This window comes from Pedobacter hiemivivus (genome assembly GCF_005144565.1).
In the GTDB taxonomy this organism is placed as follows: Bacteria; Bacteroidota; Bacteroidia; order Sphingobacteriales; family Sphingobacteriaceae; genus Pedobacter; species Pedobacter hiemivivus.
In genome coordinates, this window is sequence record NZ_SWDX01000002.1 from 808,944 (window position 1) to 833,982 (window position 25,039).

A 25,039-nucleotide genomic window follows, 5' to 3' on the forward strand; every position below is an offset into this window, starting at 1 on the left:
TCACTTTCTTTCCATGGGGGGAGGAATTTTAAATAGACATAGTTGGAATTGCAAAGTAAGATAATCGATGTTATACAGATAGGTATATTTTGATTACTTGACCTCTAAGTAATTGGTTTGCGTGCAACAAACGCGTTAAAAATTAATCATTCTCGATCGGAGGTACAGCAAATAAGTCCAACCAGATGCTGCCATTGGTAATTAGCCTCTGATATTCTTCAGTAATGCATTCTAATTTGAGGCAGAGGAAGTGAAGACCATGTGACAACTTCCAAAGTATCAACTGCTCTGCAAGTCGTTCATCTTCTTCAGGTACGGGAAAGAGCTTATTAAATTCTTCTTCTGCCTTAAGCCCATTAAGTTCAGACTTGTCAAAACTTTGCTGAATGATCCTTAATTTCCACTGAATAAGTTTTGCCCACGATAAATCATGAATTAGCTTTGGGAAATTATCCTCGAAACTATAGATCTTATCAATCAAGGCAGCCGATTTCTTCAGTGAAAAGGGAAGGGAGCTGTGAGCAGCATTATTCCTAATTTTACGTAGTTCGTTCAAAGAATTATACAATTGATCATCAAATAAACGGAACGCATAAGACATCTCTATCTTTCCGGAAAATGAACTCAACGTACCTGGGTAATTGAAGAGCCTACTTGTGTAACTTTTACTACCCAATGGAAGTACTACCATTAACAGTTTTTCTAAATACTCTTCCACTTTACTTGAACCAATGAGTATCGCACCGCGCTCTGACTCGTTAATCAAACTGAAGGCAAATTCAAAACTAACTGAAGCATATACTTCCTCATTCATCTTTAATAGTATCAGATCCTGATGTGCCCTCATGATTTTCTTGTTTTATTTGGAGGAGCGAATTTAAGAACTTCAAATCTTATACTGCCGTACTTATTTGTTCTAATTGCAAATTCAAAAATTTCACGAGTTATTAAAATCTAATGAAGTGATTCCGAAACAAAAGACGTGAATTTAATATAGTTGTCTGAGAGTTTGAGGCTGTTTTTTGCAACTTCCTAATGTATTGAATTAGAATTGATTATGTTATTTGTAGAAAATAGGTAAGAAAATGTTTTAAAAAGTTGATAATCAGTTAGTTGATGATTGATGTTTTTTTGTGTTTTTTAGGTATTGTTTATCTGTTAATATGCTGGTATACAGCATTGTAGTTGCGCTGTATCGGCAAATGATCGATGATAATTACTGCATTGTAATTTGTTGGAAATTTAACAATATAGAATTTGATTAATATTGGTACACCTTCTGATGTTCGAACTGAAAATGTGGGACTATAATCCCCAGGTTTTTAGCAAAGTGTCCATATTGGTGTTTTTCAGCGAGACTATCCCTGTCCGCTTGTTTTTTAATTCAAATTGCATAGCAAATGTGTAGGCATATTCAAGGTTTGTTGGTTTTATAACGATAGGCTCTATGTCTGGGTTGTTACATCGCTGAAAAAACATTTTGAAGCTAAGCAATTCGTGCATTATAAATTCTTTTTTGCCATTTGGGAATCTTCCCGAACGTAGGGTTGCTTCGGCAAGATTCTCAAGTTGTTCCTTATCTAATTTAAGTATGCCTTTCATGCCTGCTATGATATCTGATTTATTCTTTTTTCTGGCAATCAGATAGGCCGCGGAGGATTGGTATGGTATATATTCAAGTTCAACTTCAAGTTCAGAAAGTTGTTTTTTTGTGTCCTCTATTGGAATTGGTATTTCGATGTTGTACCAATCTGTTGCAATTAAACTTAGCTCATATTGTAAAGACAATAAATTATAGGCTTGACTTAGAAGATTGTTTTTTGCAAATACTAAAAAGGCAGTTGCTGCGCATCTGATGCTATTTGTCAGGCTTTCGTGTCTATCAGCTGCAACTGTCTGATCATTATTAAAAGTAATTGTATCAATTTCGAAGCTAAGGTCATATCGCAACTGCGTATGGAAAGTAAAAGCCTGAAGGATTACGTTATTTTGTTCTTTTGCAAATTCATTAATAGTATTTAATTCTTTATATAAGTGGCTTTGCATCCCATATACTTTATTAGTCAACTCAAGGCGCTCATTTAGGGTCATTGGCCTCCCGAAAGTTTTTCTGATGGTCATTTCATTGAAACCTTCGGTTCTTACATGATTTGTCAGTAGTGCTAAGTTCTCCATGTTCCAAAGTTTCAGATAGTATTTATTTACGTTGTCCTCCAATTGGTCTATAATCTCCCCAAGGTCTATCACTTCATCAGCCAATTCTTTTGGTACTTTTTGAAAGGCCTTAATTTCACTAAGCCCAAAAAATAGAATGTTTAGTCTTAGGGTAATTATGTTGTCGTGTTGGTCAGTTTCTTCAAGGAGGTTTTTACAGGCTAAAATGAAATCGCTAACACCTAAAGTCCCAAGTGCCAGTTCATTTTTAAGCCTGATAAAACTGACCATGTGTGTTTCTGAGGGATTAAGCTCAAAACGTTTTTTTAACCTTTCAAGAAAATATGCTGATTCAGCTAACTTTCCAGCCTCATTGTTTGTCAATGCTGCTAAAATGCAAACATCCTTATGCTGTATGATCTCATTATTAGGTACTTTACAGATAAGGTCATAGAGTAGCGGTAGGTCATTCGGCAAAATTGAGGATAAACCCCATCTATTGAGTATTTCAATTACGTCCTTTACATTATCCAAATTATACATTGAAGTAACTTTTGTTTTGGTTACAGGTAAGCCATAATTTCCTGCTTGTTCTCCGTTCATCCGGCTAAGATTGTTGTGCCGTTGAGTGAACACCTCATGAATGTACTTTAATGAATCTTTATCTAAGATATTGGTAACCGGGACGTGCACCTTAACCGAATCCTTTTTTGTCCACTGATCATTATCTCTTTCTAAAAGTTTGATATAAACCTTATCAATGAATTCATAATAGGCTTGTTCTGTGGATACGTCATATATTACGAGTAATCCGTAAATCGGCTCACTTCTCAATAGGTAATGTAACCTCGAAGTTTCCCAGGTGTAAGAAATAAGGCTGTCCTTTTGAATAAACTCAGGTTTCTGAATGCTCTTTAGTTGTACCCCAAAATGTTTATTTGTTGCCCTTTTACTTTCAATGAGTTCAACCATGTAATCGCAACCTTTATCTGGAGTTTGTTCTCTTGAGATATACCCGGCTTTTTGATTTAGAAGGCTTGTAAAATAGGATTTTGCCAAGTCATCGTTTTCAGATGAGTCATCAATTTGGGGTAGATCATTAAGAGCCATTGGTTTATTTTTTTATAGGATTAATATGTAATTACTTTACTAAGTTAAGTATATCCTTGATTTTAATAAATAGATTGGGTTCTCAGCCGAGTAACTACATTTTTATTAAATAACCAATATATTGTCCAAAGCAGATTGGAGCGTTAATTTATGGCCTAGTATTATTTATTCTCGATGAGTAAATAATTTTGTCATGTTGTAACTAATCGCGTAGCCCGTGATTCCAGGTAATATTGGTTCCTCGGCCGTACCTGGTCTTTCCATTGAATAATGATAATCATTTAGATGTAACTATTAATAAAAAAGCAAGACAACAATATCTGCGATATGATATTAATACTAATTTTGAAATGTAACTTCTCTTAATAAAAACTGCATGTCGCCAAACGTAAATAAAAAAGCTGCACCATTAATGGTTATTCTTGCCTTTGCTATTGTTTATGTGGTATGGGGATCTACTTATTTCTTCATTCAAAAGGCACTGGCGGGCTTTCCTCCATTTATTCTGGGCGCTTTTCGTTTTCTGGCTGCTGGCTTTCTGCTCATCACCTGGTGCGCAATAAAAGGTGAAAAAATATTTGATAAAAAAAGTATTAGGCACGCTGCAATTGGAGGCATCTTGATGTTAGGTGTTGGAAATGGCCTGGTAATATGGGTTGAGCAATTCACTCCGAGTGGACTTGTAGCTATTCTGGTTTCTTCGGCAGCCATGTGGTTTGTAATTCTGGATAAGCCCAAATGGAAAGAGAATTTAAAAAGCACCTCTACTGTTGCCGGTCTGATTATTGGTTTTATCGGCGTTATCCTGCTATTTGCTGAGCAAATGATGCAAACCATGAACAGCACAGAGAAGGGAACACAGATATTGGGAATAATCTTATTACTGTTAGCCCCTATAGGCTGGGCCGCAGGTTCATTATATTCAAAGTACAATTCTGACAATAAGGTCTCCGTGTCTGTTAGCACTTCGTGGCAAATGCTTGCAGCCGGCCTGGCTTTTATCCCTGGCATGCTGATCACCGCTGAGATTAAAGATTTCAACTGGCAAAATGTATCTACTGACGCCTGGCTGTCTATTGGTTACCTGATCATTTTCGGATCTATTCTAGCGTTTAGTGCCTATGTATGGTTGCTAACTGTGCGCCCTGCCACACAGGTGAGTACCTATGCCTATGTAAATCCTGTTGTCGCAGTTTTACTAAGTGTTCTTTTTACGAGTGAAAGTGTCACCCTTATTCAAATTGTCGGCTTATTGGTGATCCTTGGCAGCGTACTGTTAATTAATCTTGCCAAGTACAGAAAAAAAGATTAAATAAAAAGAAGTCGTCTTATCAGTACAATAATTAAGCAACTTCTTTTAAATAAATCGTTTGACCATCAGCAAGGTGTTTGATACTTATGAATATCATCGGTTTTTTTTATATCATTTATAAAAGGGTTCGAAAGATGGGTTAGTATGATAAAGCTCCAAATTTCTGTGAGGGCTTTATCATGCTAAGCCATACTTCAGTCCGTAATCTTTTACAGTTTGTTTAAAGTAAATATTTACGCTTTCATTTAAGAGCTTATTATATTCCGATCTCGCTTTTGAAACATGCTTTAATTCTCCATATACCACAAGCTTCCCCAATGGATTTAATGGCAGCTCATTTTGGTCGAGCATTTCAAGAAAACCTTCTTTGGTTTTAGTCTGTTCGAAATATGGCAAAATGTATTTTTCAAGATTAATTCTCATTTCAATTATTAGTCCTTTTTCGTCGGTTGTTTCATCAACCTCATACCAAGTATCATTTTGATTTCTTAGACTACCTATTCTCTGCCTAACTAAGCACTCAGGCTCAGTAGGAAATATTGGTATTTCCTTTCCGTTATTATGAAACAATCCAATCCAATATTCCGGTACAAATATTCCTGTATTAATTGTGAAGCGGATGTGGTCCTTCGAATAAAAGGAACTTTTTTGGATATTAATTATGTGTCCTAAATCCAGTCTTTTTAAATAGAAATTGTTGGCCTTCTTTTTAAATTCAAGAGGCTTTAGAATGTCGTGAAATCCATTCTTAATGATTTGGTCAAACTTGAGCTCAGTCTGTGTTTTCATTTTTTGTTCTCTAGTGTAAGTTGAAATGCCTTTTTAAACTGATCTGAAAGGTGTTGTTGTGGAAATCCATTTTACTGCTTTTTCTTATTATCCAGTTCATTTCTGATAAATATTTTATTGATCTTGATAGGCCCTAAACAAAAAATGTTATCTGCGCAACAAACCAATAATTGATCCGCAGCTATAACTGATGAATTATTGTAAATACCAGTGTCGCCACCATTCCCGAGGATAATACAGCTATTCTTTTCTTTGCCATTTTGATAGATTTTGACGCCATCCTTTGATGTTGGCCGATGACCTTGATCAACACTGGAATAATGTTTAGAATAATTGAATTTGTTATCGGTGGATGAAGCTTGAAAAGTAGGATCGTCAAATACTTCAATCACCAGATTTTGATAGGAGTGCGTGTTCATCGTAGTTGGTATCAGGACTAAATATACAAATGATATATTTGATAGAGAAATTAACCCATTATTGAATTATGGATATTGCAATCTGCAATAGGAGAACTTAAACAACACGCCAAAACTGATGTGCTTAGGCTGTATAACGGAGCCTCTGAAACTTCATTATGCCTGAAGACTTCAAAATGCTTTACAGTTTTAGTTATGGAATTGATAGGCTTTCTTCATCATCATTATAAAACAGATATGGTTAATAAATTTATTTCCTTACTGATACTAATCTCGGTTATATGCAGCTGTAAAAGCAACAAACCCGGGTTTGAAAAAATAATTTATTATACGTCACCTTGTTTTGGCACCTGTCCGGTTTATCACCTTGAAGTTAAGAATAACAAGCAGGTGAGGGTATTTGCGGACAAGGTTTATAAGCACCCAGAAAACATGCTTTATCAGGAAGATTTTGAGAAAGAGGGTTATTTTGTTGGCAAAGCGAGCAATGCGGCATATAAAAAGCTGGATAGTATTGTGCAAAATATAGGATTGGACACTTTGAAGTTTAAAGACACCACTTGCTGTGATGGTATAATTTATACGATCATTGTTTACTATAATGGTGAAAGGAAAGTCTTTAAATCGATGTTTCCGCCGGAAGAGGCAAGTGATTTAATTGTTGCTTTGAACGATATTTGTAGGAATAGTGCCGTGAAACGGTCTAGTAAAGATTTTGTGCTGGAGACTATGAAAGGCCGGTAAGAGTTAGCTAATTATTTTTTTGGTTTTGTGTTTGATTTGACAGATACACCTGATTCATTAATAGCTCTTAATGCGGGATTATGCATTGGGTTTTCTCCACTATGGCCAGTAGGTGTGTAGAGCGGGTTAACCGCAATAGCATTTGGATCGCCTGTCTTATTACTCTTTAAGACTTCTACTCTTCTTCTTTCTGCCGCGTTTTTGATACTGTCTATAGGATTGGTAGTAGGGGCGATCACTTTGCCTGTAGCTGCATAAGAGGCAGCTGCCGCGCCACCAGTTGCTCCGCCTGTAAGTTTGCCCACTGAAGAGACGGCCTGATCGGGAATGGCGGGTTGATTTTGAGCTTGCACAGGTGTTTGACTTTGTTTTTGAACTGGCGATTGGGCGATAGCTACTGCACCGATTAGTGACAGGATAAAAGCTGATAGTATTGATTTCATGATCTTGATTTTAAATGTTAATTTCTGGTTGTTTGCAGGTATATCAATCAAGATTGGAATTTGTTACCCCTTGATAAGATTTATAAGTTAAATGTTATATTTAGATTGCTCCTTGAACATTTTTGTAAAAGCTTTTGAAAGCATTTTTATGAAAAAATTAACCATCGCCGTATTGCTGACAATGATTGTTTTTGTGTCTTTTGGACAAGGTTTGGAGCCGAAGTTACCAGAAACTGGTTTCTGGCTTCATTGATTGTATTAAAAATCAAAAACGTGAAAAATTAGCTGATCATGTTTTGTATCCGTTAAGACGTGATTATCCCTTGCCCGATGTCAAAACTAAACATGCCTTTCTAATCGTTACGATGAAATTTTTGATGCCTATTTAGTGAAAAAGATTGTGAATTCTAATCCGGTTAGTGACTGGGATGGGCTGCTTCCGTTAAATGTTGAGCCTTACAGCGGTATTTCTGTTGAGGCACTTATTCAGGCATATTAATGTGCTTGATTTTATTTATCCAACATTATTCATCGGCAGTGATATCCTCGAGTTTCTTTTTTATCACTTCAAATTCTTTTGACCTTTTACGTTTTAAAAGTTTTAATAAAGCTTGTTTTGCTGGTATAATTCCCCTAATTGAAGAATCTCCATTGTGTAGATATGTCCAGTTTAGGAATTCTTCAAGCTGAAGAACAAAATCATTGATTTCAAAACCCAGATCGCCCAGTGCAGAAGCGGCTAATAGCAGAACATTATGATTTTTTGAATTGGGAAGTATGTGAAGTAATATCCGGTCAACATAAATTTCTGCGTGTGGTCGGTTTAATTTTTCTTTCAGTAGTAAATAAATGCTTTCATGGAAATGTGGATTGTTATAAATACCATGCGAATCCATTCTTTGAATCAATGAATTGAAAATGCCTTCTGACATTTCAAAAGATAGTAAACGTAGGTTTTCCTTTATAAATTTAAAAGCGAGTTCAGAGTAAGGATGGAATTCTGTATTTTGCAACATATCAATCATTATAGTCCAGAAACCAGAGCCTTCCAAAACTGTTGGGTTCAGATCTGCGAGTGTTAGTACCATCTCACAGACTTCCTTTATATAATCTTCGGGAACTCCAGCTTCTATGTTACCAGTGGCATTGTTAGTTAAAAAATCGAACAATGTATTGATTTGAATTTCTTCGAATTTATCTCGGTGTCTATTGACTAGTTCTTTGGCCTCATTATAATCCGATTGTCCTACAAATTTTTTTATTGCGATGATAATCGCATCATTGGTTAAATTTTGAAAATTTTCACACTCAAATGGAAGCTTTATGAGGTTACTTACATATTGATCGGCTATTTGTGTACTGAGATTTATAATGTCGTTACGATCTGGAAAGAAAGCATAAAGTTTTTCTAAGGTTTCAGTGTCGTTGCTTAAAAGAATGCCATTAATGAGTTTAATCATATATTCTTTACTAGCGTCCAATCCTAATAGTCTGTGTATGATTATCAACCAAGGCTCCAATTGTTTTGAGTCAAGATTAAGTAAGTGATTATTTATTTTTTGTATTAAATCGGGATTGATCTTATTTCCAACAACTATAGTCTGCTCAATTCGTTCACATAAAATTTCTAGAAATTCTAATTCTGTTTGATAAAATGACTCGGATTGATTTTGTTGCGGATCGAATATCCTGGTCCAGAAATCATTGTAAACTGTCAAAATACTCTCTGTGTAGTTTGATTTTGGTATAAAATTGTTAACGAGTACCATTTGGTAATGAAGTAATTCATGCGGCTGATGTGGATTAAATGCTTTCAGGAAGTGAGCGATGACTTTTTCAGATATAAAGAAGTCCTGAGTTTCTTGGTCAATGAAAAAGTAATTTTTTAGATTGAACTGTAGAGGGTTTTGTTCAACATAATTTTGAAAATAAGATTGTTGCTGTTTTGAGAATAGTTCCTTGTTACTAGTAAGGAATTTGAGAATTTTATCGTTGCCTTCAAAAGGTTGATTTCCAATTACTGAATTTTTGGGATTTTCTTTGCTACAAATAATTGCTAGGAAGCCGCTCACGATTTTACCTTTATCTGTCTTTGTAACACTCTCAGTTTTCTCAAATATTTGTTGACGTAAGTGTTTTGGATTTATTAGGTTGAAAATGTCTTCAATGTCAGTGCTTAGAATGAAATTGATAATTTCTCGATAAAAGCCGTTAGTTAGTGTAATATCATAATTAGCACAAAGTTCAAGTAGATGGTTTAAGAATGTGGTTTTTTGTAGTGGGTTTTTGATTTTTAAAAACTCCAACTTCAAAATAGTATCAAATGCTTTTGTGTTTTCTTCTAAATCAAGTGATCTAGCATACTCAACAGGATCACCTGCGTCAAATTTCATCATTTCTAACAGCTTTACGATACCTGGGAAATTTTGTTCTTCTTGAGTAATGCGTCCTTTAAAATAAGGCTCTAGACTAGGTATAGAAATGTCTTCTGTTTGAACTAATAAGGCTTTAAAGTTTTCGTCATTGATCTGTAGTAGTATCTCCGGATTATCAAGATTGTAGATACTCTCTCTTCTGTATAAATCGAGACATTCCGCATGTCTTTGTTTTATTAATAGGAATTTGGCGAGTTGTGGAATATTGTGTTTGTAGAAATCTGTTTCTAATCCATTTTTATCACAGATTTCTTTTAAAAGGATGTAGTTTGACACCATATGATTTATAAACTGGATGATTTGCCGTGGGTTTTTATTGAATACTTTGATAATCAACCAGGAAAGGTAGTCGTTTTGAAATTCTGGAATAGCCGTTTCGGTGAGTTTGGTCGTCGCAAAATTCTCTAGGTCAGTTGAGTAAAAGTCTGGAATCCAAATACTGGTATTAAAGAATTTACGTAAGAACTCATCTATATATGAATTTTCTTGATCTCCGGCTTTGCTTTTCATACTATCTGAGATATGCCGTTTCATACTATCTACATCGCAGGGTATCAGAAAAATAACAGAACTGGTTTCATCTTTTTTACACTTATAATCTAAGAATGTTTTGATGGTGGAAATAATGTTGAGTGCATTTTCCCCTGAAACTCTATCTAGGTTATCAAATGTGATGACTATCTTTTTTCCAGGGTTGTTTAAATGTTGAACTATCCTGCCAAACTCTTGTTCAAATTCATGTGGGTCTTGAAATTTATTCTCTTTTACATCTGTCTTTTCTGTTTTGATAAATAATTCGAGGAACTGGGCAATGAGTGATGCAGACACAACAGCGGTAGCAAAACTGATCGTGGTGGAGGCGTTGATCTTGTCCAGTAAATTAACGCTGAATAGTAGCAAAATGCCGTTTATTATCACAGCAGCCATAAAAACAGCTACAATGATTAATATCGCAATTCCCAGACTTTTAAAGAGTTTAGCCCACTTTATGTCAAAAATCTCTTGTGAAATCGTTTTTTCGGAGGTAACCCTGTCATCAATTTTAATGGGTTTACTGATGTAGCTCTCTCCATAGGGCTGAGCTGATAACTGATCTCTGCATTCTTTTATAAAAGTTCTTCTTAAAGCGTCTCCTTCATGTTTCCATACGTCGAATAGGACAAGTGGGATTTGCTTATGTTGCAACTCATCTTTTAGACCTTCTACAATTGAACTTTTTCCAGTCCCCCAATTTCCGAAAAGACCTATTGTTATGTTCCAAGATTGTTTTTCTATGATAAGTTTTAAACTTGACACAATTTCTTTGTGTCCGAATTCTAAGCTATTGTTTGTTTTTAAGGGACTTTCGTTGATGTATTTAAAATTCATTAGATGAGCATAATTTAGATTTTAAAGATAAAGTATCTAAAGCAATTTATTATATACTCTGGATCCGTATAAGCCATTGAAGCACAAATATAGATGGCAAGGATTTATGTCAATATATTAACGAATAACGATGTTCAGTGCGATGATAGATTAGTTATTTTAATTCACTTAATGGTGAATTTCACTATAAATAGGGATCGTTATTTGGCTTAAACGCCTACGATCTTGGTATTTATAGCTGTTACCTGGTAAATAGAATAATCTTCTTGATCCATACAAACAGATTATCATCTGAAAATTGAAAGAATGCTCCCGAAAGAGCATTTTTTTTCTTTAAATGTCAATAAAATCCGTCAACGGCCATTTAAACTGAACCCTTATTAGACGTTCGTTGTCTTTTCCTATACTTTTTCATTATCTTTTTGGTTAAACTCTACCATCCATTCAATGCCATATTTGTCTCTAAACATACCAAAATATGAACCCCAAGGGCTATCAGTAATGGGCATTTCTATTGTTCCACCTACTGAAAGGCCATTGAATAATTTATCAGCTTCGTCTTTACTTTCTGCACTTATTGAAATTTTACTTCTATGCTCATTCTCATTTACTTTCCCCAAAATTTCGGGCACATCATTAGCCATTAACATATTTCTTTTACCTATCGGTAAAGCAATGTGCATGATTTTATTTTCCTCTTTTTCTGCTATGGGAAATTCAGGGCCAGATATATCCTTGAAGCGTATAATCTTCGTGAATTCTCCTCCAAATACTGATTTATAAAACATAAATGCTTCTTCTGCATTTCCGTTGAAATTAATGTGTGGATTGATGATTGCCATAGTTTTTTATCTTTTGTTACTGTTCAAATTTACTGCTTAACTGCAAAATGAATGGGGTGTGAAAACGACAAGAAAGAGGTTTTTTGCGTCAAGAGGTTTTAGTTTGATTAATCCTGTAAATTGATTTATAGATAGTACGATCAAATCATCGAAGGTGATTTACCGAATTTTTGTTTGAACGAACGCGAAAAATGGGGTAGACTTTCGAAGCCGAGATCTAAATAAATGGCCGATGGCTTTTGATGTTTCTGTTCGATCAAATGCTTTGCTGCTTGAAGACGTTTATCTAAGAGCCAGTGACGGGGCGGTACGCCAAACGTTTTTGCAAAGTCCCGTTTAAAACCTGCCAGGCTGCGTCCGGTGAGCCGCGCAAATCTTTCAATCGGGACATTAAAATGAAAATTTGTCATCATAAAACGCTCCAGATCAATTTTATGAGGTTCTGCAAAATCGAACAAGTATGACCTCAATTGTGGCAGGCTATGTAATAATAGTTTAACGCCTTCTTTGACTTTGAGGATACCCATATCTTCTGTGAGCGTTCCTGCTATGGCCTGTGCATAAGGAATAATGGATTGAAAATAGCCAAGAAGAAATGGATCGGGCGGAACGGGTACGTTTGAGGGACCGACATATTTCGGACTGGTGTCGATCTGTTCTTCCAGCGCTATTTTGCGTAACAGATCTTCCTGAAGGCAAATAACGATACTCTCATAACCTTGGCCGGGAAGAGGTGTTTTAGTCAGCGTACCCAGCTGATTTTTACCCACCAGCAGCATTTCGCCTGCTTTGAGCTCCAGACCCTGGTCAGCCGTTTCTAAATAAAGTTGTCCAGAAACCATCAACACCAGCGTATGATGGTTCCAGAAGCATACTTTATCTTTCCGTTCTGCGGAGAGATAGGAATAGAAGATCACGCCGGGAAGTATTTCAGCTGGATTGGTCATTTATCTCTGTAAGTAAGTACCGCCTAAGATGGCGCCCGGTGCAAAAGTAGTATTTAATAATTCTATTTCAGAGGTCGTAAATTCAATACTCATGGCAGCGATATTTTCCGGCAACCTTGAACGGCGGCTCATGCTTACTAATGGCATAATATGGTCGCCTTGCGTATTTACCCAAGCGATGGCAATTTGTGTAGGTGTAACTTGTTTATCTTTCGCCAAGGCTTTCAATATTTCCACTTTTTCCAGGTTTTTGATGAGGTTATCACCTTGAAAACGAGAGAAGTGCAGGTGATGATCATCATCTGCGAGCGGCGCTTTCATATTGCCTGTTAACAAACCTTCGGCAGTGTTGGCAAAGGCGGCTACTGCAATACCCAATTCTTTAGCTGCTGGCAACAATTCGCTTTCCACCTGTCGGTCTGCCAGTGAATAGCCAATTTCCAGTGCACTTATCGGATGAATCTGGTTTGCATCACGCAGTTGATCGGCAGTGATCTCAGAAACACCGATGTAGCGCACTTTACCTTCTTTGATCAGGTCGGCTACGGTACCTATAATATCTTCTACAGGTACGCTGCCGTCCATTCGGCAGGGCTGGTACAGGTCTATGGTTTCAATGCCTAAACGGGTAAGCGAATAATTGATGAAATTCTTAATGGCCACAGGGCGCAGATCAAGGCCCATCCATTGGCCATTATGAAAGAAAGCACCAAATTTAACGCTGATGAAAGCATCGTCCCTGCGGCCTTTAATCGCTTTACCGACTAACAATTCATTGTGTCCTGCACCATAAAAGTCGCCGGTATTTAAAAAATTGATGCCACTGTCAAGCGCAGACTGTATAGTAGCTATGCTTTCAGTTTCATCTGGCGTTGAACCTCCCCATACGGAAGACATGCGCATACAGCCCAAACCTAGTTTGGACACGAGCGGGCCGTTTAGGCCCAATTGTATTTTTTTGATCGTTGTCATGATACAAAGATCAGCGTTCGATCATTATTGAGCTTGTCTATACGGCTCAAATTAGTTATCCTGATAGCTCATGATTACATTAAAGATCGAAAATACGACACTATTTAATAATTTTTTTCTTCCCCTTTACGATGATTAAGACGATTGTGGTTATTTCGGATAACTGAAATATACTGTAGTCCCCGACGCTTCTTTGCTTTCCAGCCAGAGTGCTCCGCCGCTTGCCCGTTGAAATTCTTTACTGAGCATTAGGCCTATTCCTGTACCTTTTTCTCCTTTAGTGCCGTAGGTGATACCCATATGTTGAGATAGAAAGGCATTTTGTTGGGCAGCACTGATGCCGACTCCTTCGTCTTTTACTGAAAAGACAGTTTTCGAGGGTTCATGTTTTACATTGACCTCAATTTTTCCGCTTTCGCTGCTGAACTTTATGGCATTGGAAAGCAGATTACGGATAATGAAATCAAAATGATCCTGATCCGCTTTGATTTTAAAACCAGGTAGGATATGATTTTGAATATTCAATCCTTTTTCAGCTGCCTTTCCCTGTAATGCAGTGATGTTGTTGCTAACGATTGCTGTCGGATCGAACTCCACGGGGTTAATGGTTATGCCGTTGAGTTGGGCTTTGCCCCAACTTAATAGGGAGTCCAGTATCTCCAGGGAAACGTCGCCCTGTTTGCGGATCTGGCTGATCATGTGCCTTTGTTCGTCGGGTGTCAGGTCATCGCCCTCCAGCATGGCTAGTACATTGGTAATGCTCCCGATGGGATTGCGCAGGTCATGCCCAATAATGGTAAACAGCTTGTCTTTGATCTGGTTGGCTGCGTGCAGGCGGGTATTTAATTGTCGTGTTTTTCTAAAATAATAGAATAGCACAGCCATAATGAGGAGAATGGCAATGGCAATAATGAGTATAGCGTCCCGTTGGTATGTCTTTTCTAAAAGAGTCAGCTTCTGATCTTTTTCACCTTGTATCATTTTATCGGCAAGCCGGTGGTGTTCTTCCAGTGCATCCATTGATTGCCTATAATCGGCTTGCTGGCGGTAGATTTCTGATAGGCTATGGTAAATCTCTGAGGTAAGTTCCTGATGGTTGATGGATTTGGCCAGTTGCAAAGCTCTTTTTAAATGTATGATGCTTTGATCGGTATCATCAGTTTTTAACACCTTGGCAATGCCGATCAGAGAACGAATCTGGTCTTCATGAAGCTCATGCTTTTTGGCGAGTTGTAGTGCCTTATTGTGGTGTTCCAAGGCTTTGGTTTTATCGCCGGCGGAATGGTATTCGACGCCTGTTCGATTGAGTTTATCAACTTGATGATGAGCGGTATCAGCTGGGGAAACCGGATGAGGGTTCTGGGCGCAGGCAGACATGGAAAATAGGAGGATGATTAATAGGTATTTCATAGCAGATGAAGTTAACTAAAAAATTAAATACGTGTCCGCTTTTATACTTTTGCGATAAATACGCGTTACCCGGGATCAAGATGTTTTCAATGATTTGCTTGGGAATCATTTTTTGCAGTCGTCGCAAGTTTAACATCTGACGATGCAGGTCGATAGAAAATCGATCCTTTAAAGATTTCATCGCCAGCCAAGAGCAGGTGCAACAGATATGAGGGATGGTCTGACCAATGACCGAAGGATAAAAAACCTATTTTTTTCATTTTACCAAAATTACATTCGAAGTTAGGAATACGAAAGTTTAGGATAGGTCATAGCCCAGTCATAACGATGAACTGAATGCCACCTAAAATACCATTATTAATTCTTGCCATAGTTTTTTTTGTTTGTTTTCCTAATGTATGCACTAAGATGCTGATTGTCAATTTGCATGCTTTTAGCCGATTGTACTCTGAGGTAATTTAATTCACGATGTATTAAGGGATGTTACTCGGCTGTTAATCGGACACTACTCGAATCCAGCCAAGTAGTGTCCGGGTAATGTCCGAGTAATGTCCGGGTAATGTCCGGGTAAATAGGGGTTGCGGACAGTTGATATATGATTAACTGAAAAGAAATTTTTAGCGCAAAATTCTTGGCTGTAACATTCTAGTTAGGTAATAGAAAGTCTGTTTTCGTTAACAATTGCTAACTATTTTGATTGATTGATTTTGATATTTTTGTGTAAATCACCCAAATGTAAACTAACGCAATATCTCATGAAGCAATTCAAATGGAACCTGTGATTCTGTGTGTTGCGTTTTACGGAACGTTTACAGTAAGTTCCATCATTGGCCTTATCTGCCGAATTTTACTTATTATTGGCTAAATTTTTATGTAATTTTAAGAAGGTATAGTATATGGCGATCAAACCAATTCCGGGCGAACGTGAATTGCTGGTAAAAATTGCCAGTGGGGATGAGCATGCGTTTAAGGTTTTGTTTAAAAGTTATTATCACAATTTGGGTAAATATGTCTATCAGTTAACCGGTTCCATTACCGTCGCAGAGGAAATCGTTCAGGATACTTTTATTAAGGTATGGCTGAAAAAAGAATTCCTGATTGAAGTTAAGAACTTCAGCAACTACATATTTATTCTTTGCAGAAACCATACTTACAATGAAATGCAAAAGAAGGCAACAGAACGAAGTTTCATAGATCGTTTAAGTCATCGGATTAGTGATGAGAAAAATAATGAAAATCCGGATACTTTATCTGAAAAATACCGTGACCTGGTAGAGCAGGCGATAGAAAAACTGCCACCTCAGGCGCAGAAAGTTTATTTGATGAGTCGGGACGAGCGGATGAAGTATGAGGAAATTGCCCAGGCATTAAATATTTCACCTGTGACGGTAAAAAAGCATATTCAGTATGCAAATAAGTTTATTGCAGCTGAACTCAGTTCTAAGGTGAATATAGCTATTGTAGGTGTTTTAATGAGTACATTGATCCTATCTTAACAATTATTTAAAAATTTCTTGATATGCACTGACCCTTTTTAGGGGGTGTTCCGGTCTTTAGCGTAAATAGGGATTTTAAATACCTTGGGAAACGCTATGCAAGACACTAGATTTAATTATTTATTTGAGCAGTATTATAAAAGGCTGGCAACACCTGAAGAGTCTAATGAGTTTTTAAACATTGTTGAAGATGATCTCAATAAGAATCAGGTGCATGAGTTAATGGAAGTGTATTGGAAAAATGCTGCTGCTGAGGATGTGGAATTCTTTTCAGAACGGCAGCGAAACCGCATGTTTGAGGCTGTTCTTGATGCTGATCAGGATGTCAAGAAAAAAGCCGGCTTTAAACTTTGGCCTCGTTTGGCTGGTGTTGCTGCTGCAATCATTATCTCAGGGACATATTTCATTTTTAACAATAATGAAACCAAGGATTCTGAATCAACTGCATATGTAAGTGATATTGCTCCTGGTAAAGTAGGGGCTACATTGACGCTGGCAGACGGTAAAAAGATTAGTCTGGAAGATGCACGCAACGGGGAATTGGCGAATGAAGCAGGAATCAGTATTAATAAAACTGCTGATGGACAGGTTGTCTATGAAATTAAGGGAAAAGCCGGAGCATCAGATAAAATCAATACCTTAACTACAGCCAAAGGCGAAACCTACATGCTGACTTTACCGGATAAATCAAAAGTGTGGATAAATGCGGCCTCAAGTTTGAGTTACAGCGCCTCTTTAAATGAGCAGGGACTTCGCAAGGTAAAACTCCAGGGCGAAGCGTATTTCGAGATTTTTAAGGATAAAGCTCATCCTTTCATTGTGCAAACTGATAAACAAGAAGTTGAAGTACTGGGTACTCATTTTAACGTAAATAGCTATAACGATGAACCTGGAATTGCAACTACTTTAATGGAAGGTTCGGTGAAGATAACTTCTAATGGTTTTCAGAAGATTATCAAACCGGGCGAACAGGCAATTAATAGGAGCGGGGCCCTTACTGTAAATCATGTCGATCTGGGAACTGTAACGGATTGGAAAAATGGCGACTTCAATCTTGATAAGGTCAATTTTAAAGTCGCTATGCGAAAAATTGCCAGATGGTATAATGTAGAGGTAATTTATGATACCTCGATTACCGATGATATGGAAGCTGGGGGCTGGGTGTCGCGGCAAAGTAACTTATCTTCAATTTTAAACGTAATTGAATCCTCAGGCTTGGTTCGGTTTAAAGTTGATGGCCGTAAAGTGTTCGTTTATAAATAATGATTTCTATTGAATAGATAGGGTAATTCACAAAATTATGGAAAGGAATATGAATTAAAAAACTACAAAAAAATAACCAGGCCTTAAAGTAAGACCTGGTCGTATTTGGCTCAAGCCAATATAATTATCAACTAGAAACAGCAGTTGCCTTCTCCGTCGAAAGTTCAGGCATTCTGCATAAACCAAACAAAACAAATGTATAAAAATTATACTAAGAAACTTGGTATGCCCGATAGGCTATACCATAAAATAATGCTAATTATGCGATTAACCGCCGTGATATTGATAGCATCCCTTATGCAGGTCACAGCATCGACCTATGCTCAGCGAATCTCTATAGATCAGAAAAATATGCCGCTTAAATCGGTATTGAAAGAAATTCGTAAGCAAAGCGGATTCGATTTTTTTTATGATGGAAAGATCATAAAAGATGATCAAAGAATAGATATAAGCATCCACGAAGTAACAATAGATGAGGCATTGCGCAGTACATTTAAGGGACTCAATTTTATCTATGAAATCCAAGGCAAAAAAATTGCCGTAAAAAGGAAGCCTATATCTTTGATCGAAAAAATTAAGGACTATCTCGTTGATATTAATGTTTCCGGCCTCATCACAGATGAAGATGGAAGACCGCTTAGCGGCGCCACGGTTAAAGTGAAGAATGGAAGAGGGCTTACTAAAACCAATAGAGACGGTTCTTTTACATTAAATGGGGTTAATGAGCAAGCATACCTGATTATTTCATTCATCGGCTATGCCGACAAGGAATTAAAAGCCGCAGAAAATTTAGGGATCATTAAACTTAAACTAAGTGATAACCCTTTAGATGAAATCCGGGTTATCGCTTACGGTACCGATTCCAAACGTTTTAGTGTGGGTTCAGTTTCTACCGTAACGGCTAAAGATATCGAAAAGCAGCCTGTATCCAATCTCTTATTGGCACTGCAGGGACAAGCGCCGGGATTGGCCATAACCTCTACCAGCGGTATCCCTGGCTCACAGGTGTTGGTTCAGGTAAGGGGTCAAAACACCTTAAATGCTACAAATCCCAACTTATTTCTTAAGAAGCCTTATGATCAACCTTTATTTATAGTTGATGGAGTTCCATTTGCTACTCAGAATAACAATGTAAATCAATTTGCATCCCTTTTGAATGCACAGGGTGGTTCGGCAAATCTTAGCCCAAATGCTGTAGGTATCAGTCCTTTTAATAATCTCGATCCGGCAGATATTGAAAGTATCAGCATTTTGAAGGATGCCGACGCAACCTCTATATATGGTTCGCAGGGTGCAAACGGTGTTATCCTGATTACTACAAAAAAAGGAAAACCCGGGGCTACTACTTTTGACGTGAATGTAAACACAAGTTTCAATTCGGTTGGCCGCCCTGTTCAATTGCTGAATACAGCGCAATACATACAGTTGAGAAAGGATGCTTTTGCTGCTGACGGCTTTACGCCAAGCAATAATCCGAGTAATTTCTCGGCTTATGCACCCGACCTGACCATTTTTGATCAGGAGAAATACACCAACTGGCAAAAGGTTATTTATGGTCAAAATACCATGAACACAGATGTTCATGCCAGCTTATCGGGTGGTTCAGCTCACAATACTTTTCTCATTTCAACCGGCTTTAACAAGTCAACCTATAATTATCCCGGTGATTTTGACAATCAACGATATACACTCCATAGCAGTTTGCACCATAATTCAAATAATTCCCGCTTGACAATTGATTTAACTACCGATTTTGGATATGGCAAAAATAAGTCTGCCGGATTTGGTGGTGCCCAGAGTGTGATCTTTTCGCCGAATTTACCGGATTTATTGAGCCCTTCGGGTAGTCTAAATTGGAGTTACCAGGGAGTGGATTTAACCTCGTACCAGTTTTATGCGTCTTTGCTAAAGCCTAGTTATGTGCAAAATTATAATTTCAATACCGTATTCCATATTTCCTATAAACTGCTTGAAGGGTTAACAATTGGTGCTAATGCGGGTTATAACCGAAATACGACCAACGAAAATTCTCAGGAACCAGGTGCGTCACAAAACCCGGGGAATATTAACAGAATAGCAAATTTTTCGACTAACAATGCTCAGGCTATTAATATTGAGCCGCAAATTAATTACAACAGAACTATTGGTAAAGGTGTTTTTACAGCCCTTGTAGGTTCAACTTATAAAACGAACCCAAGCTATTCAACCTACATGACCGGCACGGGCTATTCAAACGATAACTTCCTCGGGTCAATTAATGGTGTTTCGGTAACTGCCAGTGATAACAACAGTAGTTATAAATATGTTGCAGCTTTTGCCCGGTTTAATTATATCTATGACAACAAGTTCATTATTAATTTATCTGGCAGGCGTGATGGCTCAAGTAATTTTGGTCCTAATAACCGCTTTGGTAATTTTGGCTCTGTTGGGGCAGGATGGATCTTTTCGGAAGAGAAGGTTATAAAAACATCACTTCCTGTATTAAGCTACGGTAAGATCTCTGGAAGCTACGGAAATTCGGGCTCTGATGGTATAGCGGCTTACCAGTATCAGTCTTTATATAAGGCTATTCCTTATGTTCCTACTTACCAGGGAATTGGGCCAAGTTATCCGTCTAACCTTTACAATCCTGATTATAGCTGGGCATCAAAAAAATCCCTGAACATCGCGTTAGATCTTGGCTTTTTTAATAACCGCCTTTTTTTGAATGCTACTTACTACAGAAACCGGGAAAGCAACCAGCTGGTTTATTATCCATTGCCGATACAATCTGGTATATCATCGGTACTGGGTAATTTAGATGCAACTGTTCAAAACAAGGGCTTTGAATTTTCAGCATCTTCAACCAATGTTAAAGCTAAAGATTTTAGCTGGAGAACCAGTTTCAATCTGTCGTTTAACCGTAACAAACTACTTTCATACCCTAACCTGGCATCGTCTTCATTTGCCAATCAGTACGAAATAGGGCGGCCGACTTCTATGATATATGGATATCGATACAAAGGCGTAAACCCAACCACCGGCCTTTTTGAGTTTTACAAAAAAGACGGAACAGTTAGCTCAAATCCTGCTTCCGGATTGGCCGCAAACGGTGGCGATCAGGTAGCCATTGCAAACCGGGAAATTAAATATATGGGTGGCTTTGGTAATACTTTTACCTATAAGCAATTCAGTCTATATGTTTTCTGCCAGTTTGCGAGCCAGAATGCGCCTAATTACCTGTCACAGATATACGGCAGCAACCAGCTTGGTTTCAGGTTCAATCAACCTTTGGCAGTTCTTGGTAATTATTGGAAAGCGCCGGGAGAGGTTGCCGAGCTGCAGCGACTGGCCAGCAGTTACAGCACTCCAACTATTGCAGGCACTGGTACCAATGCTGTAAACACGGCATTAAAATTTGCCCAATCAACCGGGGCTTATAGTGATGATACCTATCTACGTATAAAAACAGTATCGCTGGCTTATCAACTGCCTGCTGCACTGCTGAATAAGGTTCACATAAAAGGGGCAAATGTTTTTATGAACGCGCAAAACCTACTCACGTTTACCAACTATAAAGTAGGGGATCCGGAACAACCCGGTTTATTTACTGCTGTTCCTGTACAGCGTGTGGTGGCATTTGGTTTAAACCTCAAATTTTAAGCAACAAAAAGAACATGAAAACGACATTCAATGTATATATAACAATGACCGGCCTTTTGTTAGCAGCCGTATCATTTACATCCTGCCAAAAACTGATAGAAATTCCTAACCCGCCTTCTGCGATTACACAGGAAGTGCAATTTGCCGATAGTTTAACAACATTATCTGCTGTTACGGGCGTTTATGCATTAAATAATGGGAACGGCTTTGCTTATAGCAATGTGGCTTTTACGGCTCTTCCCGCGCTTTCGGCCGACGAATTGACCTACGTGCCGGTTAACGACTATCAGCAGTTTTATAACTATTCCCTAACCCCGGTAAACAGTGGGGCGACCACCTTATGGGGAAATATTTATCAAAGTATTTACCAGGTAAATGCAGTATTGGGAGGTATCACCAACAATAATAGCTTATCGGCAAGCTTCCAGAAACAAATTACCGGCGAAATGGAAGTTGTGCGTGCATTGTATTATTTTAGCTTGGTTAACTTTTTTGGCGATGTGCCACTGATAACCACAACAGACTATAATACAACAAGCCGTTTACCAAGAAGTCCGGTTGCCGCTGTTTACAGCCAGATTATGACCGACCTGGCAGATGCCCGTAAAAAATTAACAGCAACCTACCCCTCAGCAGGGCGGGCAAGACCAAATTTGTATACTGCAATAGCCTTGCAGGCGAAAGTTAATTTATATCAAGGCAACTGGCAAAGCGCTTATAACGAGGCCGATTCGGTTATTAGGTTAGGTGGTTACAGTCTGGTACTAGATGGTCTCACCAAAGTGTTTTTAAAAGGAAGTACCGAAGCTATCTGGCAAATACCCGGAGCCCAGGCATTTAGCAACGGAGTGCCGGATGCGGTAGCTTTTGTTCCCGGTTCCGTTAATTCGTTCCCCAATTATATCATAACCCCATTTTTATTAGGCGCTTTCGAGGCTACAGATCAGCGCCTTGTAAATTGGACAGGTTCAAAGGTTAGGCTTGTTAACGGGGTAAACCAAACACAATATTACCCTTATAAATATAAAAACCGCTTGTCAACCGTCGCTCCGGCAGAAGACCAAATGGTATTAAGATTGGCTGAGATGTACCTGATCCGTGCCGAAGCTGCTGCACATCTTGGCGGCGCCATTAATCTGGGGAAAGCTCTAGTAGATGTAAATACCATTCGCCTCCGTGCTGGGTTATTGGGCAGTACCGCTGATGTTACATCACAAACTGCTGTACTAAATGCGATTATGCAAGAAAGAAGAACAGAGCTTTTTTGTGAATGGGCAAACAGATGGTATGATCTGAAAAGGACAGGGACAGCCGCCGCAGTTCTTGGTGCTGTAAAGACGGGATATATTCCTGACGCTGCGTTATATCCGGTGCCACAGGCACAAAGAGATTTAAACAATCAATTGAGCCAGAATCTGGGATATAATTAAGCAAACCCCTGTAATTTAAAATTAACCCAGGTCACAAGGCTTTGTCAGATGGCTTGGGTTTGAAAATCTCTTGCAATTTTATTCACATACAACTGAAATACGACATGAAAAAAATGAATTTACTAAGCAATATCTTGCTTATCTCAATGTCTGCGCTAAGCATTACGGCCTATGCACAAAATACAGAACTTACGGGGCAGATAAAAGGCTTGTCTGGGGCAACTGTTAAAATCAATTATAACAACAATGGTGTATTCAAAGTTGATTCTGTAACAGCAGTCAACGATATTTTTACCTGGAAGGCAAACTTAAATGGACCGCAACTAATTTCACTGGTTATAGATAATCACAGTAATTCCTACTTTGTAGGCCCGGGTCATACCAAGCTTACAGGCGTTAAAGATGCTTCACAATCGTACAAATTAACCGGTTCTCCGATGCAGGATGATGCAAAAGTATTTAGCGAATTTATCAAAGATCTGACAGATCAGGAAGCGATGCTATCTACTGCATATGGCAAAGCATCTACACAGGAGAAAGAGGCATTAAACAAAAAAAGGGAAGAACTTAAAATACAAAAGAAGGTTAGAGCAAATAAATTTATAGCTGCTCATCCCAAAAGTTTTTTCAGCATATACCTGATAGCGGGTCGTACCGGGTATGGTTACGCTGAGGTCAAACCCTTGTATGACATGCTTGCTGAGTCGGCTAAACAAACCGAAGCGGGTAAAAAACTTAGCCAAACACTGGAAACCTTAAAAAAGAGCCTGATAGGAAACCAAATGGCCGATTTTGTACAGGCTGATACGAGCGGAAAACAGGTGAAGCTAAGCAGTTTTAGAGGGAAATATGTACTGGTAGATTTTTGGGCCAGCTGGTGCGGGCCTTGCCGCGCAGAAAATCCCAATGTACTTAAAGCTTACAATGCTTATAAAGATAAAGGATTTACGGTTGTTGGCATTTCACTTGACGATAAAGCAGCCAATTGGAAAAAGGCTATCCGTGATGATAAAATGCCCTGGACACAATTGTCAGATCTAAAGGGTTGGAAAAATGAGATATCTACCAGTTATGGTATACAAGCCATCCCAAGTAACCTGCTGATAGATCCTTCGGGCAAAATTATCGCAAAGGATCTTAGAGGGGAAATGCTTGAAAATAAACTCAGAGAATTATTCATCACAAATAAAAAAAGCAAATAAGCAGATGAAAAGAATAATCATAAGTCTATTGATCTTATGCCCGGGTGTATTATTTGCACAAAGCAACTTTATAATCAAAGGTAAGGTTAGCGGTCCGATGAGTACGCTAAAAAACGTTTACCTCAATTATAACGACGGAGCGTTCTCTGGCCGTACTGATTCTGTGGAGATCAAAAAAGGTGAATTTGAAATCTCTGGTACCATGAAGGATGGAAGCTATAATGCTGCAACTTTGGCTATAGGAAATAGCCGTTCGAGGATGAGGCCAGACCAGCAACTGACGCTTTTTATTAAAAAAGGCGAGCGAATTACTGTTGATGTGGAAGGCGCGCTCCCAGCTTCAAAAATTACCGGTTCTGTCCAAACTGAGCTTTATCAACTGCTGAGTGATAGTTTATTACGTACAAAAGATGTAGATCAATCTCTGGCGATCCTGAAAAGGTTAATTGTGCAATACCCGGATTCTAAAATGGCCTGTAAAACGTTTTTTAATGTTTTTGGTACTGGCCGGGTACAACGTTTCCCGACCAAATTTCCTGAAATAGCTAATTTGTTTAGTCTGTTCTCGCCCCAGATTCAGGGCTCAAAGGAGGGACTGGCCTATAGTAAATACATGGAAAGCATCAGTCATTTGGTAATTGGCGGTACACTTTCTGATTTTACCTCAAAAACTTCGGAAGGGAAAGTCGTTAAGCTTTCCGATTTACGGGGCAAATATGTACTGGTTGATTTTTGGGCTTCCTGGTGTATCCCTTGCCGCGGTGAATTTCCACATCTAAAGAAAGCTTACACGCGGTTTAAAGACAAAAACTTTGAAATATTAGGTTATTCTATTGACCATGATAAATCGTTGTGGATCTCTGCACTGGAAAACGATGATGTTCCCTGGATCAATGTATCTAATTTATTAGGCCCGGAAGATCCTATCGCTCGTGAATATCAGATCTATGGCGTTCCGGCAAACTTTCTGATCGATCCGAATGGAAAAGTGATCGCGGTTAATCTGCGTGGGGAATTGCTGGAATCTACATTAGAAAAATTCATTAAATAAGCTGAAAATC

18 protein-coding genes are annotated in these 25,039 nt (G+C 38.2%); 8 read left to right on the forward strand and 10 right to left on the reverse strand.

All coding sequences use genetic code 11. From position 1 onward, the window contains the following. Positions 1 to 142: 142 nt before the first annotated feature. Both FBD94_RS06850 and FBD94_RS06855 read right to left on the reverse strand, forming a co-directional pair. Complete coding sequence (locus FBD94_RS06850) at positions 143 to 847, reverse strand: hypothetical protein (protein ID WP_136879591.1); 705 nt, start codon at positions 845 to 847, stop codon at positions 143 to 145. Between the two features lie 458 nt (positions 848 to 1,305). Beyond that, positions 1,306 to 3,264 carry a DUF4365 domain-containing protein gene (locus FBD94_RS06855; RefSeq protein ID WP_136879592.1) on the reverse strand — a complete coding sequence of 653 codons (1,959 nt, stop codon included), beginning with the start codon at positions 3,262 to 3,264 and terminating at the stop codon, positions 1,306 to 1,308. 376 nt (positions 3,265 to 3,640) lie between these two features. Between FBD94_RS06855 and FBD94_RS06860 the strand changes: the two genes are divergently transcribed. Then, positions 3,641 to 4,576, forward strand: a complete 936-nt coding sequence (locus FBD94_RS06860; RefSeq protein WP_136879593.1) for an EamA family transporter — start codon at positions 3,641 to 3,643, stop codon at positions 4,574 to 4,576. A gap of 177 nt (positions 4,577 to 4,753) precedes the next feature. Here FBD94_RS06860 and FBD94_RS06865 read toward each other — a convergent pair whose 3' ends face one another. Both FBD94_RS06865 and FBD94_RS06870 read right to left on the reverse strand, forming a co-directional pair. After that, the gene (locus tag FBD94_RS06865; protein WP_136879594.1) at positions 4,754 to 5,365 is read right to left on the reverse strand and encodes a DUF4304 domain-containing protein; all 612 of its coding nucleotides are present in this window, start codon (positions 5,363 to 5,365) and stop codon (positions 4,754 to 4,756) included. A gap of 71 nt (positions 5,366 to 5,436) precedes the next feature. Next, the gene (locus tag FBD94_RS06870) at positions 5,437 to 5,784 is read right to left on the reverse strand and encodes a hypothetical protein (RefSeq protein WP_136879595.1); all 348 of its coding nucleotides are present in this window, start codon (positions 5,782 to 5,784) and stop codon (positions 5,437 to 5,439) included. 75 nt (positions 5,785 to 5,859) lie between these two features. Between FBD94_RS06870 and FBD94_RS06875 the strand changes: the two genes are divergently transcribed. Next, positions 5,860 to 6,528, forward strand: a complete 669-nt coding sequence (locus tag FBD94_RS06875; protein WP_205945842.1) for a DUF6438 domain-containing protein — start codon at positions 5,860 to 5,862, stop codon at positions 6,526 to 6,528. A gap of 11 nt (positions 6,529 to 6,539) precedes the next feature. Here the strand turns inward: FBD94_RS06875 and FBD94_RS06880 are convergent, their stop codons facing one another. The 6 genes from FBD94_RS06880 to FBD94_RS06905 form a co-directional block, all read right to left on the reverse strand. Then, positions 6,540 to 6,971: a hypothetical protein gene (locus FBD94_RS06880; RefSeq protein WP_136879597.1), complete on the reverse strand. Its 432-nt coding sequence runs from the start codon at positions 6,969 to 6,971 to the stop codon at positions 6,540 to 6,542. Between the two features lie 524 nt (positions 6,972 to 7,495). Continuing rightward, positions 7,496 to 10,774, reverse strand: a complete 3,279-nt coding sequence (locus tag FBD94_RS06885) for a P-loop NTPase fold protein (protein WP_136879598.1) — start codon at positions 10,772 to 10,774, stop codon at positions 7,496 to 7,498. Positions 10,775 to 11,175: 401 nt separating this feature from the next. Continuing rightward, positions 11,176 to 11,616, reverse strand: a complete 441-nt coding sequence (locus tag FBD94_RS06890; protein WP_136879599.1) for a VOC family protein — start codon at positions 11,614 to 11,616, stop codon at positions 11,176 to 11,178. A gap of 140 nt (positions 11,617 to 11,756) precedes the next feature. Then, entirely contained in the window at positions 11,757 to 12,563 is an 807-nt protein-coding gene (locus FBD94_RS06895; RefSeq protein ID WP_136879600.1) for a helix-turn-helix domain-containing protein, read from the reverse strand. Further along, complete coding sequence (locus FBD94_RS06900; RefSeq protein ID WP_136879601.1) at positions 12,564 to 13,535, reverse strand: aldo/keto reductase; 972 nt, start codon at positions 13,533 to 13,535, stop codon at positions 12,564 to 12,566. It lies immediately after the preceding gene. A gap of 150 nt (positions 13,536 to 13,685) precedes the next feature. After that, positions 13,686 to 14,945, reverse strand: a complete 1,260-nt coding sequence (locus FBD94_RS06905; RefSeq protein ID WP_136879602.1) for an ATP-binding protein — start codon at positions 14,943 to 14,945, stop codon at positions 13,686 to 13,688. Positions 14,946 to 15,841: 896 nt separating this feature from the next. Between FBD94_RS06905 and FBD94_RS06910 the strand changes: the two genes are divergently transcribed. From FBD94_RS06910 to FBD94_RS06935, 6 genes are all read left to right on the forward strand, one after another. Continuing rightward, positions 15,842 to 16,441 (forward strand): RNA polymerase sigma factor, encoded by a 600-nt coding sequence (locus FBD94_RS06910; protein ID WP_136879603.1) that lies wholly within the window; start codon positions 15,842 to 15,844, stop codon positions 16,439 to 16,441. A gap of 96 nt (positions 16,442 to 16,537) precedes the next feature. After that, a complete protein-coding gene (locus tag FBD94_RS06915) occupies positions 16,538 to 17,704 on the forward strand; it encodes a FecR family protein (protein WP_235884394.1) in 1,167 nt (388 codons plus the stop codon). A 261-nt stretch (positions 17,705 to 17,965) separates the two neighbouring features. Continuing rightward, positions 17,966 to 21,346: a SusC/RagA family TonB-linked outer membrane protein gene (locus FBD94_RS06920; protein WP_235884395.1), complete on the forward strand. Its 3,381-nt coding sequence runs from the start codon at positions 17,966 to 17,968 to the stop codon at positions 21,344 to 21,346. Between the two features lie 14 nt (positions 21,347 to 21,360). Beyond that, the gene (locus FBD94_RS06925; RefSeq protein WP_136879605.1) at positions 21,361 to 22,776 is read left to right on the forward strand and encodes a RagB/SusD family nutrient uptake outer membrane protein; all 1,416 of its coding nucleotides are present in this window, start codon (positions 21,361 to 21,363) and stop codon (positions 22,774 to 22,776) included. Between the two features lie 104 nt (positions 22,777 to 22,880). After that, positions 22,881 to 23,978 (forward strand): TlpA disulfide reductase family protein, encoded by a 1,098-nt coding sequence (locus tag FBD94_RS06930; protein WP_136879606.1) that lies wholly within the window; start codon positions 22,881 to 22,883, stop codon positions 23,976 to 23,978. A 4-nt stretch (positions 23,979 to 23,982) separates the two neighbouring features. Further along, positions 23,983 to 25,029 carry a redoxin domain-containing protein gene (locus tag FBD94_RS06935; protein ID WP_136879607.1) on the forward strand — a complete coding sequence of 349 codons (1,047 nt, stop codon included), beginning with the start codon at positions 23,983 to 23,985 and terminating at the stop codon, positions 25,027 to 25,029. The last annotated feature ends 10 nt before the right edge of the window (positions 25,030 to 25,039 follow it).

Bases quoted from the DNA above. Each gene is read 5' to 3' on its own strand.
- FBD94_RS06870 (WP_136879595.1), bottom strand. From the start codon at position 5,784: ATGAACACGCACTCCTATCAAAATCTGGTGATTGAAGTATTTGACGAT.
- FBD94_RS06850 (WP_136879591.1), bottom strand. From the start codon at position 847: ATGAGGGCACATCAGGATCTGATACTATTAAAGATGAATGAGGAAGTA.
- FBD94_RS06910 (WP_136879603.1), top strand. From the start codon at position 15,842: ATGGCGATCAAACCAATTCCGGGCGAACGTGAATTGCTGGTAAAAATT.
- FBD94_RS06865 (WP_136879594.1), bottom strand. From the start codon at position 5,365: ATGAAAACACAGACTGAGCTCAAGTTTGACCAAATCATTAAGAATGGA.
- FBD94_RS06915 (WP_235884394.1), top strand. From the start codon at position 16,538: ATGCAAGACACTAGATTTAATTATTTATTTGAGCAGTATTATAAAAGG.
- FBD94_RS06905 (WP_136879602.1), bottom strand. From the start codon at position 14,945: ATGAAATACCTATTAATCATCCTCCTATTTTCCATGTCTGCCTGCGCC.
- FBD94_RS06935 (WP_136879607.1), top strand. From the start codon at position 23,983: ATGAAAAGAATAATCATAAGTCTATTGATCTTATGCCCGGGTGTATTA.
- FBD94_RS06895 (WP_136879600.1), bottom strand. From the start codon at position 12,563: ATGACCAATCCAGCTGAAATACTTCCCGGCGTGATCTTCTATTCCTAT.
- FBD94_RS06890 (WP_136879599.1), bottom strand. From the start codon at position 11,616: ATGGCAATCATCAATCCACACATTAATTTCAACGGAAATGCAGAAGAA.
- FBD94_RS06855 (WP_136879592.1), bottom strand. From the start codon at position 3,264: ATGGCTCTTAATGATCTACCCCAAATTGATGACTCATCTGAAAACGAT.
- FBD94_RS06860 (WP_136879593.1), top strand. From the start codon at position 3,641: ATGTCGCCAAACGTAAATAAAAAAGCTGCACCATTAATGGTTATTCTT.
- FBD94_RS06900 (WP_136879601.1), bottom strand. From the start codon at position 13,535: ATGACAACGATCAAAAAAATACAATTGGGCCTAAACGGCCCGCTCGTG.
- FBD94_RS06925 (WP_136879605.1), top strand. From the start codon at position 21,361: ATGAAAACGACATTCAATGTATATATAACAATGACCGGCCTTTTGTTA.
- FBD94_RS06880 (WP_136879597.1), bottom strand. From the start codon at position 6,971: ATGAAATCAATACTATCAGCTTTTATCCTGTCACTAATCGGTGCAGTA.
- FBD94_RS06930 (WP_136879606.1), top strand. From the start codon at position 22,881: ATGAAAAAAATGAATTTACTAAGCAATATCTTGCTTATCTCAATGTCT.
- FBD94_RS06885 (WP_136879598.1), bottom strand. From the start codon at position 10,774: ATGAATTTTAAATACATCAACGAAAGTCCCTTAAAAACAAACAATAGC.
- FBD94_RS06920 (WP_235884395.1), top strand. From the start codon at position 17,966: ATGCGATTAACCGCCGTGATATTGATAGCATCCCTTATGCAGGTCACA.